The sequence below is a fragment of the Serratia sp. 2C06 genome (assembly GCF_050037615.1).
In the GTDB taxonomy this organism is placed as follows: Bacteria; Pseudomonadota; Gammaproteobacteria; order Enterobacterales; family Enterobacteriaceae; genus Serratia; species Serratia ureilytica.
Window position 1 is genome coordinate 4,977,140 of the sequence record NZ_CP188299.1, and the last position, 13,756, is coordinate 4,990,895.

Annotated in this window: 16 protein-coding genes; 14 read left to right on the top strand and 2 right to left on the bottom strand. The window is 61.5% G+C overall.

The window, feature by feature from the left end; all coding sequences use genetic code 11:
* Window positions 1–10 precede the first annotated feature (10 nt).
* Genes mdtD through baeR form a run of 3 tightly spaced genes read left to right on the top strand, consistent with a single transcriptional unit; the run spans window position 11 to window position 3,536 of the window.
* Window positions 11–1,441 (top strand): multidrug transporter subunit MdtD, encoded by a 1,431-nt coding sequence (gene mdtD / locus ACP3TA_RS24280; RefSeq protein WP_033644060.1) that lies wholly within the window; start codon window positions 11–13, stop codon window positions 1,439–1,441.
* A complete protein-coding gene (gene baeS / locus ACP3TA_RS24285) occupies window positions 1,438–2,820 on the top strand; it encodes a two-component system sensor histidine kinase BaeS (protein ID WP_033644061.1) in 1,383 nt (460 codons plus the stop codon). Before mdtD ends, baeS begins: the two co-directional genes overlap by 4 nt.
* Window positions 2,820–3,536, top strand: coding sequence for a two-component system response regulator BaeR (baeR, locus tag ACP3TA_RS24290; protein WP_033644062.1), 717 nt, complete (start codon window positions 2,820–2,822; stop codon window positions 3,534–3,536). Before baeS ends, baeR begins: the two co-directional genes overlap by 1 nt.
* On the opposite strand, the gene ACP3TA_RS24295 is transcribed toward baeR, so the two are convergent.
* On the bottom strand, window positions 3,533–3,715 hold the full coding sequence (locus tag ACP3TA_RS24295; RefSeq protein WP_046687632.1) for a hypothetical protein: 183 nt from the start codon (window positions 3,713–3,715) through the stop codon (window positions 3,533–3,535). The two genes, baeR and ACP3TA_RS24295, sit on opposite strands and share 4 nt — an antisense overlap.
* A 285-nt stretch (window positions 3,716–4,000) precedes the next feature.
* On the opposite strand from ACP3TA_RS24295, the gene ACP3TA_RS24300 reads away from it, so the two are divergent.
* Window positions 4,001–4,339: a YegP family protein gene (locus ACP3TA_RS24300; protein ID WP_033644064.1), complete on the top strand. Its 339-nt coding sequence runs from the start codon at window positions 4,001–4,003 to the stop codon at window positions 4,337–4,339.
* Window positions 4,340–4,517: 178 nt separating this feature from the next.
* Complete coding sequence (yegQ, locus tag ACP3TA_RS24305) at window positions 4,518–5,870, top strand: tRNA 5-hydroxyuridine modification protein YegQ (RefSeq protein ID WP_047574075.1); 1,353 nt, start codon at window positions 4,518–4,520, stop codon at window positions 5,868–5,870.
* 216 nt (window positions 5,871–6,086) lie between these two features.
* On the opposite strand, the gene ACP3TA_RS24310 is transcribed toward yegQ, so the two are convergent.
* Window positions 6,087–6,308 carry a hypothetical protein gene (locus ACP3TA_RS24310; RefSeq protein WP_127897175.1) on the bottom strand — a complete coding sequence of 74 codons (222 nt, stop codon included), beginning with the start codon at window positions 6,306–6,308 and terminating at the stop codon, window positions 6,087–6,089.
* A 29-nt stretch (window positions 6,309–6,337) separates the two neighbouring features.
* On the opposite strand from ACP3TA_RS24310, the gene yegS reads away from it, so the two are divergent.
* The 9 genes from yegS to gutQ all read left to right on the top strand — a co-directional run bounded on the left by yegS (window position 6,338) and on the right by gutQ (window position 13,737).
* The gene (gene yegS, locus ACP3TA_RS24315) at window positions 6,338–7,243 is read left to right on the top strand and encodes a lipid kinase YegS (RefSeq protein WP_033644066.1); all 906 of its coding nucleotides are present in this window, start codon (window positions 6,338–6,340) and stop codon (window positions 7,241–7,243) included.
* A gap of 261 nt (window positions 7,244–7,504) precedes the next feature.
* Window positions 7,505–8,554: a class I fructose-bisphosphate aldolase gene (fbaB, locus tag ACP3TA_RS24320; protein WP_015378749.1), complete on the top strand. Its 1,050-nt coding sequence runs from the start codon at window positions 7,505–7,507 to the stop codon at window positions 8,552–8,554.
* A 236-nt stretch (window positions 8,555–8,790) separates the two neighbouring features.
* Window positions 8,791–9,339 (top strand): PTS glucitol/sorbitol transporter subunit IIC, encoded by a 549-nt coding sequence (gene srlA, locus ACP3TA_RS24325; RefSeq protein ID WP_004941528.1) that lies wholly within the window; start codon window positions 8,791–8,793, stop codon window positions 9,337–9,339.
* A 15-nt stretch (window positions 9,340–9,354) separates the two neighbouring features.
* Window positions 9,355–10,338, top strand: a complete 984-nt coding sequence (gene srlE / locus ACP3TA_RS24330; RefSeq protein WP_042785195.1) for a PTS glucitol/sorbitol transporter subunit IIB — start codon at window positions 9,355–9,357, stop codon at window positions 10,336–10,338.
* Window positions 10,339–10,360: 22 nt separating this feature from the next.
* Window positions 10,361–10,723, top strand: coding sequence for a PTS glucitol/sorbitol transporter subunit IIA (gene srlB / locus ACP3TA_RS24335; RefSeq protein WP_004941520.1), 363 nt, complete (start codon window positions 10,361–10,363; stop codon window positions 10,721–10,723).
* A 10-nt stretch (window positions 10,724–10,733) separates the two neighbouring features.
* A complete protein-coding gene (srlD, locus tag ACP3TA_RS24340) occupies window positions 10,734–11,513 on the top strand; it encodes a sorbitol-6-phosphate dehydrogenase (protein ID WP_147824123.1) in 780 nt (259 codons plus the stop codon).
* 46 nt (window positions 11,514–11,559) lie between these two features.
* Complete coding sequence (gene gutM, locus ACP3TA_RS24345; protein ID WP_141967260.1) at window positions 11,560–11,916, top strand: transcriptional regulator GutM; 357 nt, start codon at window positions 11,560–11,562, stop codon at window positions 11,914–11,916.
* Window positions 11,917–11,999: 83 nt separating this feature from the next.
* Window positions 12,000–12,773: a glucitol operon DNA-binding transcriptional repressor SrlR gene (gene srlR, locus ACP3TA_RS24350; RefSeq protein WP_206196263.1), complete on the top strand. Its 774-nt coding sequence runs from the start codon at window positions 12,000–12,002 to the stop codon at window positions 12,771–12,773.
* Window positions 12,766–13,737 carry an arabinose-5-phosphate isomerase GutQ gene (gene gutQ, locus ACP3TA_RS24355; RefSeq protein WP_033644071.1) on the top strand — a complete coding sequence of 324 codons (972 nt, stop codon included), beginning with the start codon at window positions 12,766–12,768 and terminating at the stop codon, window positions 13,735–13,737. Before srlR ends, gutQ begins: the two co-directional genes overlap by 8 nt.
* Window positions 13,738–13,756 lie beyond the last annotated feature (19 nt).

Here is a 13,756-nt window from a genome sequence, read left to right on the forward strand (position 1 = left end):
TGGCCGACCGATGCTGATGAAACACACCGCCACGGTACGTTGGCAACTCTGGATAGTGGCGTTCGGCTTCTTTATGCAGACGCTGGATACCACTATCGTCAATACCGCCCTGCCCTCGATGGCCGCCAGCCTGGGGGAGAACCCGCTGCGCATGCAGTCGGTGATCGTCGCCTATGTGCTGACGGTGGCGGTGACGCTGCCGGCCAGCGGCTGGCTGGCGGACAAGGTCGGCGTACAGCGGGTGTTTTTCAGCGCCATCGTGCTGTTTACCCTCGGCTCCCTCCTCTGCGCCCGCTCGGCAACCCTGAACGAGCTGATCGCCTCGCGCGTGCTTCAGGGCATCGGCGGCGCGATGATGGTGCCGGTCGGCCGCCTGACGGTGATGAAGATCGTGCCGCGCGAGCAGTACATGGCGGCGATGACCTTCGTGACGCTGCCGGGCCAGATCGGCCCGCTGATGGGGCCGGCGCTGGGTGGACTTCTGGTGCAATACGCCAGCTGGCACTGGATTTTCCTGATCAATATTCCGGTGGGCATCGTGGGCGCCATCGCCACGCTGCTGCTGATGCCCAACTACCAAATGCAGACCCGCCGTTTCGATCTCAGCGGCTTTTTCCTGCTGGCGATCGGCATGGCGTCGCTGACGCTGGCGCTCGACGGCCACAAAGGCATGGGCCTGACCGGCGGCGCCATCGCCGGCCTGGTGGCGCTGGGCGCGGCGGCGTTGTTGGGGTATGTTTGGCATGCCTACGGCAATAGCCGCGCCCTGTTCTCGCTGCGGCTGCTGCGCACCCCGACCTACAAGATCGGGCTGCTGGCCAGTCTGCTGGGGCGCATCGGCAGCGGCATGCTGCCGTTCATGACACCGCTGTTTCTGCAGGTGGGCATGGGCTTCACGCCGTTCCACGCCGGGCTGATGATGATCCCGATGATCATCGGCAGCATGGGCATGAAGCGCATCGTGGTGCAGGTGGTCAACCGCTTCGGCTACCGCAACGTGCTGGTGGCCGCCACGCTGCTGCTGGCGTTGGTCAGCCTGAGTTTCCTGCTGGCGGCGATGCTCGGCTGGCTGTGGCTGCTGCCGGTGATACTGTTCTTCCAGGGGATGGTCAACGCATTGCGCTTCTCGGCGATGAATACCCTGACGCTGAAAGACCTGCCGGACCGGCTGGCCAGCAGCGGCAACAGCCTGTTGTCGATGGTCATGCAGCTGTCGATGAGCCTCGGCGTCAGCGTCGCCGGCATCTTGATCGGCAGCTTCGCCCATCACCAGGCGGTGGCCGACAGCCCGGCCATCCACAGCGCATTTATTTACAGCTACTGCTGTATGGCGTTGATTATCGCCCTGCCCGCGCTGGCCTTCGCGCGCGTGCCGGCGGATAGCGCGCCTAACCGCACGCTGGCCAAAGAGCCGGGCACCGGCTCAACGAGGTTGCAATGAAGATAGGCATTACCGGGAAGCTGTTCCTGGCCATTTTCGCCACCTGCATGCTGGTGTTGATCACCATGCACTGGGGGGTGCGCGTCAGCTTTGAGCGTGGTTTTATCGACTACATCAAGAGCAGTAACGAGCAGCGCATCAACATGCTGAGCGAAGCGCTGGAGGAACAGTACAGCCATCATGGCAACTGGATATTCCTGCGCAACAACGATCAGGTGGTCTACCAAATCATGCGTTCGTTCGAGCAGAACAGCGACAGCAGCCACAACCTGCCGCCCAAGGGCTGGCGCACCCAGTTTTGGGTGGTGGACAGCCAGTTCAATCGGCTGGTCGGGCATTCCGGCCCGTTGCCGAAAGAGGGGCCGCGCCACCCGATCCGCTACAACAACGAGATCGTCGGTTGGGTGCTCACTACCCCGGTCGAACGCCTGACGCGCAATACCGACATCAACTTCGATCGCCAGCAGCGCCGCACCAGCTGGATCATCGTCGCGCTCTCCACCCTGCTGGCGGCGGCGGTGACCTGGCTACTGTCGCGCGGCATGCTGGCCCCGGTTAAACGCCTGGTGGCGGGCACCCATCGATTGGCGGCGGGCGACTTCACCGCCCGCGTGGCGGTCAGCAGCCAGGATGAGCTGGGCAGGCTGGCGCACGACTTCAACCAGTTGGCCACCTCGCTGGAGAAAAATGAACAGATGCGCCGCGCCTTTATGGCCGACGTGTCGCACGAACTGCGCACGCCGCTGGCGGTGCTGCGCGGCGAGCTGGAGGCGCTGCAGGACGGCGTACGCCAGCCGACGCCCGCGTCGCTCAGCTCGCTGCAGGCCGAGGTGTCCACCCTGACCAAACTGGTCGACGACCTGCACCAGCTTTCGCTCTCCGATCTCGGCGCGCTGGCCTATCGCAAATCGTCGGTGGACTGCGTGCATCTGCTGCAGATCGCCGTCGCCGCCTTCCGCGAGCGCTTTCGCGCCAAAGGGCTGGAGATCGTCACCCATCTGCCGCCCCAGGCGCCGCTGTTCGGCGATCCCGATCGCCTGAATCAGCTGTTCAATAACCTGTTGGAAAACAGCCTGCGCTACACCGATGCCGGCGGCCGGCTGGAAATCAGCGCCGAGCTGCAGCCGGGGCGGCTATCCCTCTGCTGGCAGGACAGCGCGCCAGGCATCAGCGATCAGCAACTGACGCGCATTTTCGAACGTTTCTACCGGGCGGAAGGCTCGCGCAACCGCGCCAGCGGCGGTTCCGGATTGGGGCTGGCGATCTGCCACAACATCGTGGAAGCGCACGACGGGAAAATCCGCGCCGAGCATTCGCCTTTAGGCGGCGTGCGCATTACAGTAGAATTTGCTACCCCGATAAAAAATAAGGCGCCCTGATGGACATTCAGAATCAACCCGTGCAGATCATGATTGTTGAAGATGAGCCCAAGCTGGGCCAGCTGCTGGTGGATTATCTGCAGGCGGCGGGCTACGCCACCCGTTGGCTGACCAACGGCAACGAAGTGGTGCCGACCGTGCACCAGCATCCGCCGGCGCTGATCTTGCTCGATCTGATGCTGCCGGGCGCCGATGGGCTGACGGTGTGCCGCGAGCTGCGCCGCTTCAGCGACGTACCGATCGTGATGGTGACGGCGAAAATCGAAGAGATTGACCGCCTGCTGGGGCTGGAGATCGGCGCCGACGATTACATCTGCAAACCCTACAGCCCACGCGAAGTGGTGGCGCGGGTGAAAACCATCCTGCGCCGCAGCTATCGGCCACAGGAGAACGCGCGGGAAGATGATCTGCTGCACATCGATGAACCGCGCTTCCAGGCCAGCTATCAGGGGCAGTTGCTGGATCTGACGCCGGCGGAGTTCCGCCTGCTGAAAACGCTGGCCAGCCAGCCGGGCAACGTGTTTTCGCGCGAGCAGCTGCTGAATAACCTGTATGACGACTATCGGGTGGTCACCGACCGCACCATCGACAGCCACATCAAAAACCTGCGCCGCAAGCTGGAGCTGATCGACGGGCAAAAATCCTTTATCCGCTCGGTATACGGCGTCGGTTACCGCTGGGAAGCCGAACCCTGCCGGCTGGTGAATGGGGTTTAGGGGAGAGAATCGACCGCGTTCCACCAAGGCGCGCGGTCAGCCACACCCTGTTGTCGCTCATCCGACAGCAGGAAGTCGTGTGGTAGGGCTGTGTTAGCGATCATTCTCAACAGAGGCTCCCAATCTTTATCGCTGCCCTCGCTTTTATCATTTCCTACTGACCGTTCGATTTTTTCCATCCTTGGCGCTCCTGTGCAAAATTTGCCCTATTTTATCTCTGCGAGGTGAACCCGCCAAGATGAAATCGCGAGTGTTCCACGGCTTAGACGTCCCAAATACTGCGCTGCGCAATCACCGCCCCTCCCTTAGCTTCCCGTGCGGCGCCGGGCTTCTCGGGCGAAAACTCCGCGCCGGCGCAAAAAAATTGCGCATTTTTTCGACTAAGCTGCTGTGAGGTTTAGCCACCGATTTTCAAGCGATTGGCTACACTTACATCACGAATCGGAACCTACAGGAGAAGAACCATGGCAATCGGTCATTACGAGCTGAAAAAAGCAAAGAACGGACAGTACCACTTCAACCTGAAAGCCAGTAACGGCGAGATCATTCTGGCCAGCGAGATGTACGCCAGCAAAGCGTCGGCGGAGAACGGCATCGCCTCGGTGCAGACCAATTCGCCGCATGAAGCGCAGTTTGAGCTGAAGCACAGCACCAGCAACCAGCCCTACTTTGTGCTGAAGGCCAAGAACCATCAGGTGATCGGCGTCAGCGAAATGTACAGCTCCGAAAGCGCAGCCAAAAACGGTATCCAGTCGGTGATTAAAAACGGCCCGACCACCGATATTCGCGATTTGAGCGCCTGATCCCCCGTTTCGCCCGCGCGGTGGCCGCCATCGCGCGTTTTCCGTTTGACCGGGATCAATCTCCCTTGAATAAATCCGGTTAACTGCTGATTTTTTGCCGCGCCGCGGCTACAATCCCCCGCTTTTACTGCGCCATCAGGTGGCGTGGTGCTGACCTGAAATCAGACCGAGACACACTATGTTTACACCGGAACTTCTCTCCCCGGCCGGAACGCTGAAAAACATGCGTTACGCCTTCGCCTACGGCGCCGATGCGGTTTACGCCGGCCAGCCGCGCTACAGCCTGCGGGTGCGCAACAACGAGTTCAACCACGAGAATCTGGCGCAGGGCATCAACGAAGCGCACGCGCTGGGTAAAAAATTCTACGTGGTGGTCAACATCGCCCCGCACAACGCCAAGCTGAAAACCTTCCTGCGCGATCTGAAACCGGTAGTCGATATGGGCCCGGATGCGCTGATCATGTCCGATCCTGGCCTGATCATGATGGTGCGCGAAGCCTTCCCACAGATGGACATCCACCTGTCGGTGCAGGCCAACGCCGTTAACTGGGCGACGGTGAAGTTCTGGAAACAAATGGGCCTGACCCGCGTGATCCTGTCGCGCGAGCTGTCGCTGGAAGAGATCGCCGAGATCCGCGCCGAAGTGCCGGACATGGAGCTGGAGATCTTCGTCCACGGCGCGCTGTGCATGGCCTACTCCGGCCGCTGCCTGCTGTCCGGCTACATCAACAAGCGCGATCCCAACCAGGGCACCTGCACCAACGCCTGCCGTTGGCAGTACAAGGCGGAAGAAGGCAAAGAGGACGACACCGGCAATATCGTGCACCTGCACGAGCCGATCCCGGTGCAGACCGTCGAGCCGACGCTGGGCATCGGCACGCCGACCGACAAGGTATTCATGCTGTCTGAGGCGCAAAAACCAGGCGAATATATGAGCGCCTTCGAGGACGAACACGGCACCTACATCATGAACTCCAAGGATCTGCGCGCCATCCAGCACGTAGAGCGTCTGACGCAGCTCGGCGTGCATTCGTTGAAGATCGAAGGGCGCACCAAGTCCTTTTACTACTGCGCGCGTACCGCCCAGGTCTACCGCCGCGCCATCGACGACGCCGTTGCCGGCAAACCGTTCGATCCGACCCTGCTCACCACGCTGGAAGGCCTGGCGCACCGCGGCTATACCGAAGGCTTCCTGCGCCGCCACGTGCACGAAGCGCAGCAGAACTACGAATACGGCTCTTCGCTCTCCGAGCGCCAGCAGTTCGTCGGCGAGTTCACCGGCGTGCGCCGCGAAGGCTGGGCGGAAGTCGACGTGAAGAATAAATTCTCACTCGGCGACAGCGTCGAGATGATGACGCCGGGCGGCAACGTGCTGTTCACCCTCGAAAGCATGCAAAATAAGAAAGGCGAGCCGATTGAGGTCGCGCCGGGCAACGGCCATATCGTTTATTTGCCGATCCCGCAGGATATCGATCTCAATTATGCTTTGCTGATCCGCAATTTGGCGGAAGAAAATAGCGCCGGAGCCTAACAATGAATCGCCGTCATTCGGCGGCGATTTTTAGCAAATATTAGAATTGGATCACATCAATGTGCCCGCAGCTTGGTTACTATCACGCTGCTTAAAACGAACAACGAAAATATTTGCATAGCAATACTAGGAACCACCTCCTTAGCCGGCCCAATCTCCCTTGGGCTGGCTTTTTCTTTATGGGCCCGCCATTGCCGCCGGCGCGCCTATTTCTCATTACGTTTTCCCGTTATCCATTTTAATAAAAATAATAACGCCACATCGATATATAAATAACGCTATAGCGATTAATCCTGCCGCCATTAAAATTGCGCTTATTGTCAGGTTAAATTCAGATAAATTCGCATCGTCTTCATATTCACGGCGCAATGGGAAATAACCGGAATTAGCTGAATATTCTGATGGCTTGGCGGCCTGGGCTGGTTTATCTTGAGGCATTATTGGTTTTCCGCCGGAGGAGCTCGGCAATGCCTCAACACTCACATGCACCAGCACTGCTTATCATCAACGGCAAGGGCGCCGGCAACGAAGAGCTGCGCCAGGCCGTCAACCGGCTGCGCGAAGAGCAGATAACGCTGCACGTGCGCGTCACCTGGGAACACGGCGACGCCGCGCGCTACGTCGCGGAAGCCGCTCGGCTCGGCGTCGGCACCGTCGTCGCCGGCGGCGGTGACGGCACCATCAACGAAGTGGCCGCCGCGCTGGCGCAACTGCCGGCGCAAGGTCGGCCGGCGCTGGGCATTTTGCCGCTCGGCACCGCCAACGACTTCGCCATGGCCTGCAACATTCCCCTCTCGCCCGAGCAGGCGCTGCAGCTGGCGATCAAGGGCCGCTCGGTGCCTATCGATCTGGCCAAGGTCAACGGCGAGCGCTACTTCATCAACATGGCCACCGGCGGTTTCGGCACCCGTATCACCACTGAAACGCCGGAGAAGCTGAAGGCGGCGTTGGGCGGCGTGTCCTACTTCGTTCACGGCTTATTGCGCATGGATACGCTGCAGGCCGACCGCTGTGAAATCCGCGGGCCGGACTTCCGCTGGGCCGGCGAAGCGCTGGTGATCGGCATCGGCAACGGCAAACAGGCCGGCGGCGGCCAGGAACTGTGCCCCAACGCGCTGATTAACGACGGGCAGTTGCAGCTGCGCCTGTTAATCGCCGATGAACTGCTGCCGGCGCTGGTGGCCGCCCTGTTCAACGACGAAGAGAGCAACAGCATCCTCAGCGCCGCGCTGCCGTGGCTGGAGATCGACGCGCCGCATGAGATGACCTTCAACCTCGACGGCGAGCCGCTCAAAGGCCGCCATTTCCGCATCGAAGTGGTGCCGCAGGCCATCGAATGCCGCCTGCCGCCGAACTGCGCCCTGCTGGGCTAATCCGGCTCTGCGCCCGCTCGCCGCTCGGAACGCCAAGGCAGGCGAGATCGAACAATCAAGCACTTAACGCGCCGGGGGCGATCGCCCCCGCGTATTTGGCCACGCTAATGGCATTTCCTCTCAATCGCATCTATTGTTTGTCCTTGCCGGATCAAGTTCGGTAGCATCGCTTTACAGCTTCAATCACCGCTTTTTTACTACGCCGGTGGTCAAAAACCCTTGCATTGCCGGTGTATGAAGAAGCTTAATCGGGAGTGAATCATGACTGATATTGTGCAGTTGCTAGGAAAGGAAGCGGAAGATCTGCTGCAACACCGCTGTACCACTATCCCCGCCGAGAATCTCTACCTGCCGGGCGCCGACTTCGTCGACCGCGTAATGATCGATAACAACCGCCCCAACAGCGTGCTGCGTTCGATGCAAACCCTGTTCAACCACGGCCGCCTGGGCGGCACCGGTTACCTGTCGATCCTGCCGGTCGATCAGGGCATCGAGCACTCCGCCGCCGCCTCGTTCGCCGCCAATCCGCTGTATTTCGATCCGAAGAACATCGTCGAGCTGGCGATTGAAGCCGGCTGTAACTGCGTCGCCTCCACCTACGGCGTGCTGGCGTCGGTATCGCGCCGCTATGCGCATAAAATTCCGTTCCTGGTCAAACTCAACCACAACGAAACGCTGAGCTACCCGACCCAGTACGACCAGACCCTGTACGCCAGCGTCGAGCAGGCGTTCAACATGGGCGCAGTGGCGGTTGGCGCCACCATTTACTTCGGCTCCGAGCAGTCGCGCCGCCAGATCGAAGAGATCTCGATCGCCTTCGAGCGCGCGCATGAGCTGGGCATGGTCACGGTGCTGTGGGCCTATCTGCGCAACCCGGCGTTCAACAAGGACGGCGTGGACTACCACTCCAGCGCCGATCTGACCGGCCAGGCCAACCACATCGCCGCCACCATCGGCGCCGACATCGTCAAACAGAAAATGGCCGAAAACAACGGCGGTTACCGCGCGGTGAAATTCGGCTATACCGACGATCGCGTCTACACCAAGCTGACCACCGATCACCCGATCGATCTGGTGCGCTACCAGCTGGCCAACTGCTACATGGGCCGCGCCGGGCTGATCAACTCCGGCGGCGCCGCCGGTGAGAACGATCTGCAGGAATCGGTGCGCACCGCAGTGATCAACAAACGCGCCGGCGGCATGGGCCTGATCCTGGGGCGTAAAGCGTTTAAGAAATCGATGAAAGACGGCGTGGCGCTGATCAACGCCGTACAAGACGCCTACCTGGACAAGAAGGTCACCATCGCCTGATGTGACAGACCGCCTGTCACAAAGCCCGGTTCGCCGGGCTTTTTTGTGCCCGTTATCCCGCCTCTCGCGCCGTTCACCTTCTCTTTCTTTCACTTTAAACTTTCAAAATAAAATATTTATCTTTCAAATTGTGATCTATTTAAAACAAATAGCCCAACAAAGTGACTACTGTAAGGCCCATGGCGACAGAGCCGCCGTTCGCTCCAGGCCATATCAGTCCATTACAGGAGAACATAATGATTGAGCTAATCACCCACGGCGCCGAGTGGTTTATCGGCCTGTTTCAGAAAGGCGGTGAAGTGTTTGTCGGCATGGTGACCGGCATTTTGCCTTTGTTGATCAGCCTGTTGGTTATCATGAACGCGCTGATCAAATTTGTTGGCCAGGAACGTATCGAACGATTGGCGCAGCGCTGCGCGGGCAACCCCGTCTCGCGTTATCTGCTGCTGCCGCTGATCGGCACCTTTGTCTTCTGCAACCCGATGACCCTCAGCCTGGGGCGCTTCATGCCGGAGAAATACAAGCCGAGCTACTACGCGGCGGCCTCCTACAGCTGCCACTCGATGAACGGCCTGTTTCCGCACATCAACCCCGGCGAACTGTTCGTTTACCTCGGCATCGCCAGCGGCCTGACCACCCTCGGCCTGCCGCTCGGCCCGTTGGCGGTGAGCTATTTCCTGGTGGGGCTGTTCACCAACTTCTTCCGCGGCTGGGTCACCGATCTCACCACCAGTCTGTTCGAACGCAAGATGGGCATCCGTCTGGATCGCCAGGTGCAACTTTGATTCGTGGAGTGCAGCATGAGTGCTTATATCCGTATTGAAAAAGGCGCCAGCGGCTGGGGCGGCCCCCTGGAACTGCCGATAGAACCCGGCAAAAAAGTGGTGTACATCACCGCCGGCACCCGGCCTTCCATCGTCGATCGCCTCAGCGAATTGACCGGTTGGCCCGCCGTCGACGGTTTCAAAGAGGGCGAGCCGCCGGCGGAAGAGATCGGCGTGGCGGTGATCGACTGCGGCGGTACCCTGCGCTGCGGCCTGTACCCGAAACGCCGCATTCCGACGGTCAACATCCACGCCACCGGCCAGTCCGGCCCGCTGGCGCAGTTTATCCTCGAAGACATCTATGTCTCCGGCGTGCGCGACCACAACATCAGCCGAATCGACGCGACGGAGAACCCACCCGCCGCCGCCGCCGTTGCAGCGCCGCCCAAGGCGCGCGACTACGACACCAGCAAGAAGATCACCGAACAAAGCGACGGGCTGCTGGCGAAGGTCGGCATGGGCATGGGATCGGTGGTGGCGGTGTTCTTCCAGGCCGGGCGCGACACTATCGACACCGTGCTGAAGACCATTCTGCCGTTTATGGCGTTCGTCTCGGCCTTGATCGGCATCATCATGGCCTCCGGCCTCGGGGACTTTATCGCTCACGGCCTGACGCCGCTGGCCAACAGCCCGATCGGCCTGGTGACGCTGGCGCTGATCTGCTCATTCCCGCTGCTGTCGCCGTTCCTCGGCCCCGGCGCGGTCATCGCCCAGGTGATCGGCGTGCTGGTCGGGGTGCAGATCGGCCTCGGCCATATTCCGCCGCAGCTGGCGCTGCCCGCGCTGTTCGCCATCAACGCGCAGGCCGCCTGCGACTTCATTCCGGTCGGCCTGTCGCTGGCGGAAGCCAAGCAGGACACCGTGCGGGTCGGCGTACCCTCGGTGCTGGTCGGCCGCTTCCTGACCGGCGCGCCGACGGTGTTGATCGCCTGGGCCGCCTCGGCCTTTATTTATCAATAATTTGATTCCCAGGGAGACGTTTATGCACACCATTTTTCATACCACCATCACGCAGATCGGCGGCTGCGCCCGCGACGCGTTGCTGGACAACATGCTGATCACCTTCCGTGAAGGCGCGCCGGCGGATATCGAAGAGTTCTGCTTCATCCACCGCCACGGCGCGACCGCCGGTGAGCTGCAGGTCGGCGGCGTGATGGAACTGGCGCAGCAGCGCTACGCCATCACCGCCGTCGGCAGCGTTGCCACGCAGAATCTGCGCGAACTGGGCCACATCACCGTGCGCTTCGACGGCGAAGCCGAAGCCGAATTCCCCGGATCGATCCACGTATCCGGCCCGACGCCGACCGATATCCCGTTGGGCAGCACGCTGTCATTTATCGCATAAGGAGTAGACCATGTCTGAAGTAGCTGTAGTGATTGGCGGCGGCCAAACGTTAGGCGCCTTTTTGTCCCACGGGCTGGCGCAGGCCGGTTATCGGGTGGCGGTGGCCGATCTGAACGCCGACAATGCCAATCAGGTGGCACAGCAGATCAACGAAGCGTTTGGCGCAGGCAGCGCCTGCGGTTTTCAGGCCGACGCCACCGACGAACAGAGCGTGATCGCGCTGGCGGCGGCGGTTGACCGGGCGTTCGGCCAGGCCAACCTGCTGGTGTACAGCGCCGGCATCGCCAAGGCGGCGCCGATCACCGACTTCCCGCTGGGCGACTTCGACCGCTCGCTGCAGGTGAACCTGGTGGGTTATTTCCTCTGCGCCCGCGAATTCTCGCGCCTGATGATCCGCGACGGCATCGCCGGGCGCATCATTCAGATCAACTCCAAGTCCGGCAAGGTCGGCAGCAAGCACAACTCCGGCTACAGCGCCGCCAAGTTCGGCGGCGTGGGGCTGACGCAGTCGCTGGCGCTCGATCTGGCGGAGTACGGCATCACCGTGCATTCGCTGATGCTCGGCAACCTGCTGAAATCGCCGATGTTCCAGTCGCTGCTGCCGCAGTATGCGCAAAAACTGGGCATCGCGCCGGAACAGGTGGAGCAGTACTACATCGACAAGGTGCCGCTGAAGCGCGGCTGCGACTACCAGGACGTGCTGAACACCCTGCTGTTCTACGCCAGCGACAAGGCCTCTTACTGCACCGGCCAGTCGATCAACATCACCGGCGGCCAGGTGATGTTCTGACGCCATCGATGCCCCCTTCCGCCGAAGGGGGCCTAAGGAGCCCCCCATGACTCAAGCTCTGATCGCCTTCGCGCTGCTGGCCTGGCTGCTGCAAATCGCCTTTGGCTGGTGGCAACTGCAGCGCTTCAATCGCGCCTTCGACGGCCTGTGCCAACTGGGCGCCGTCGGCGTCGGCCGTTCCGGCGGCCGTTTCCGCCCGCGGGTGGTACTGGCGCTGGCCTTCGATGCCGATCGGCGGGTGTGCGGCAGCCTGTTGCTGCGCGGCCTGACCGTTTTCGCCCGGCCCCGCCCGCTGCCTCGATTGCACGGTTTGCATCAGCGGGATTTGCGCCCGGATGTGATCTTCCCCGAGGATCGCGCATGCCAGTCTGCACTATCGTTAGCGATTGAACCCAAATCGTGATATTTTCACATTAAAAGGCATTACCTTTCATAGTGAATTATTCAGCGAGGGAAAATGCCCCACTCTTGTGAACGGGAATCGCGATGAAACCAAAGCAGCGGCAGGCCGCTATCCTTGAATATCTGCAGCGGCATGGCAAAACGGCAGTGGACGCCCTGGCCGAGCATTTCTCCACCACCGGCACCACCATCCGCAAGGATCTCACCCTGCTGGAAGAAGAAGGCGAGGTGATCCGCACCTACGGCGGCGTGGTGCTCAGCCGCGACGACGGCGATCAGCCGATCGACCGCAAAACCCATATCAATACCGAGAAAAAGCGCCACATCGCCAGCGCCGCCGTGGCGCTGATCGCCGACGGGGACTCGCTGATCTTCGACGCCGGCAGCACGGTGCTGCAGATGGTGCCGCACCTGGCGCAGTTCAATAACATCACGGTGATGACCAACAGCCTGACCATCGTCAACGCGCTGGTGGAGCTGGACAACGATCAGACCATCCTGATGCCCGGCGGCACCTACCGCAAAAAATCGGCCTCGTTCCACGGCAGCCTGGCCGAATCGGCGTTTCAGCAATTCAGCTTCGACAAGCTGTTTATCGGCGCGGACGGCGTCGATCTCAACGCCGGCGTCACCACCTTCAACGAAGTGCACAACGTCAGCAAAGCGATGTGCGAAGCCGCCGGCCGCATTATTTTGTTGGTGGACTCCTCGAAATTCGGCCGCAAGAGCCCGAACGTGGTGTGCGAACTCAGCGCCGTCGATACGCTGATCACCGACCGAGACATTAACCCCGATTACCTCGCCGCCCTGCAGGCGAAAGGCATCAATATCATTCTGGTAGGAGACCCCGATGAGTAACGCCAACGCCCTGCTCGCCTTCGCCCGCGAAACGCTGGAGATCGAGTTGACCGAAGCGCAGCGCCTGCTGGCGCGCCTGGATGACAATTTCGTCTGCGCCTGCGAGCTGCTGCTGAACTGCCGCGGCAAAGCGGTGATTTCCGGCATCGGCAAGTCCGGCCATATCGGCAAAAAAATCGCCGCGTCGCTGGCCAGCACCGGCACGCCGTCGTTCTTCGTTCATCCGGCGGAGGCGCTGCACGGCGATCTCGGCATGATCGGCGCCGAGGACGTGGTGGTGTTCATCTCCTATTCCGGCCGCGCCAAAGAGCTGGACCTGATCCTGCCGCTGCTGGCGGAGAACGGCATTCCGGTGATCGCCATCACCGGCGGCAAAGAGTCGCCGCTGGCGCAGGGCGCGGCCTGCGTACTGGATATCGGCGTCGAGCGCGAAGCCTGCCCGATGGGGCTGGCGCCCACCTCCAGCGCGGTCAACACCCTGATGATGGGCGACGCTCTGGCGATGGCGCTGATGCGCCAGCGCGGTTTCAATGCGGAAGACTTCGCCCGCTCGCACCCGGGCGGCAGCCTGGGGGCGCGCCTGTTGAACCGCGTGCATCACCTGATGCGCACCGGCGATCGCCTGCCGCGCGTGAGCGAAAGCGCCAACGTGATGGAAGCGATGCTGGAACTGAGCCGCACCGGGCTCGGGTTGGTGGCGGTGTGCGACGCGCAGCAGCGGGTAGTGGGCGTGTTTACCGACGGCGACCTGCGCCGCTGGCTGGTGAAAGGCAACAGCCTGCAGGACCCGCTCAGCCCGGCGATCACCCGCCCCGGCTATCGGCTGCCGGAGCAGTGGCGCGCCGGCGAAGCGCTGGAAGCGCTGCACGAACAGCACATCAGCGCGGCCCCGGTGGTCGATATGGACGGCGTGCTGGTGGGGGCGCTCAACCTGCACGATCTGCATCAGGCCGGCATCGGCTGATCGACGCCGGGGGCGGCAT

Bases quoted from the DNA above. Each gene is read 5' to 3' on its own strand.
- mdtD (WP_033644060.1), top strand. From the start codon at position 11: ATGCTGATGAAACACACCGCCACGGTACGTTGGCAACTCTGGATAGTG.
- baeS (WP_033644061.1), top strand. From the start codon at position 1,438: ATGAAGATAGGCATTACCGGGAAGCTGTTCCTGGCCATTTTCGCCACC.
- baeR (WP_033644062.1), top strand. From the start codon at position 2,820: ATGGACATTCAGAATCAACCCGTGCAGATCATGATTGTTGAAGATGAG.
- ACP3TA_RS24295 (WP_046687632.1), bottom strand. From the start codon at position 3,715: ATGGAAAAAATCGAACGGTCAGTAGGAAATGATAAAAGCGAGGGCAGC.
- ACP3TA_RS24300 (WP_033644064.1), top strand. From the start codon at position 4,001: ATGGCAATCGGTCATTACGAGCTGAAAAAAGCAAAGAACGGACAGTAC.
- yegQ (WP_047574075.1), top strand. From the start codon at position 4,518: ATGTTTACACCGGAACTTCTCTCCCCGGCCGGAACGCTGAAAAACATG.
- ACP3TA_RS24310 (WP_127897175.1), bottom strand. From the start codon at position 6,308: ATGCCTCAAGATAAACCAGCCCAGGCCGCCAAGCCATCAGAATATTCA.
- yegS (WP_033644066.1), top strand. From the start codon at position 6,338: ATGCCTCAACACTCACATGCACCAGCACTGCTTATCATCAACGGCAAG.
- fbaB (WP_015378749.1), top strand. From the start codon at position 7,505: ATGACTGATATTGTGCAGTTGCTAGGAAAGGAAGCGGAAGATCTGCTG.
- srlA (WP_004941528.1), top strand. From the start codon at position 8,791: ATGATTGAGCTAATCACCCACGGCGCCGAGTGGTTTATCGGCCTGTTT.
- srlE (WP_042785195.1), top strand. From the start codon at position 9,355: ATGAGTGCTTATATCCGTATTGAAAAAGGCGCCAGCGGCTGGGGCGGC.
- srlB (WP_004941520.1), top strand. From the start codon at position 10,361: ATGCACACCATTTTTCATACCACCATCACGCAGATCGGCGGCTGCGCC.
- srlD (WP_147824123.1), top strand. From the start codon at position 10,734: ATGTCTGAAGTAGCTGTAGTGATTGGCGGCGGCCAAACGTTAGGCGCC.
- gutM (WP_141967260.1), top strand. From the start codon at position 11,560: ATGACTCAAGCTCTGATCGCCTTCGCGCTGCTGGCCTGGCTGCTGCAA.
- srlR (WP_206196263.1), top strand. From the start codon at position 12,000: ATGAAACCAAAGCAGCGGCAGGCCGCTATCCTTGAATATCTGCAGCGG.
- gutQ (WP_033644071.1), top strand. From the start codon at position 12,766: ATGAGTAACGCCAACGCCCTGCTCGCCTTCGCCCGCGAAACGCTGGAG.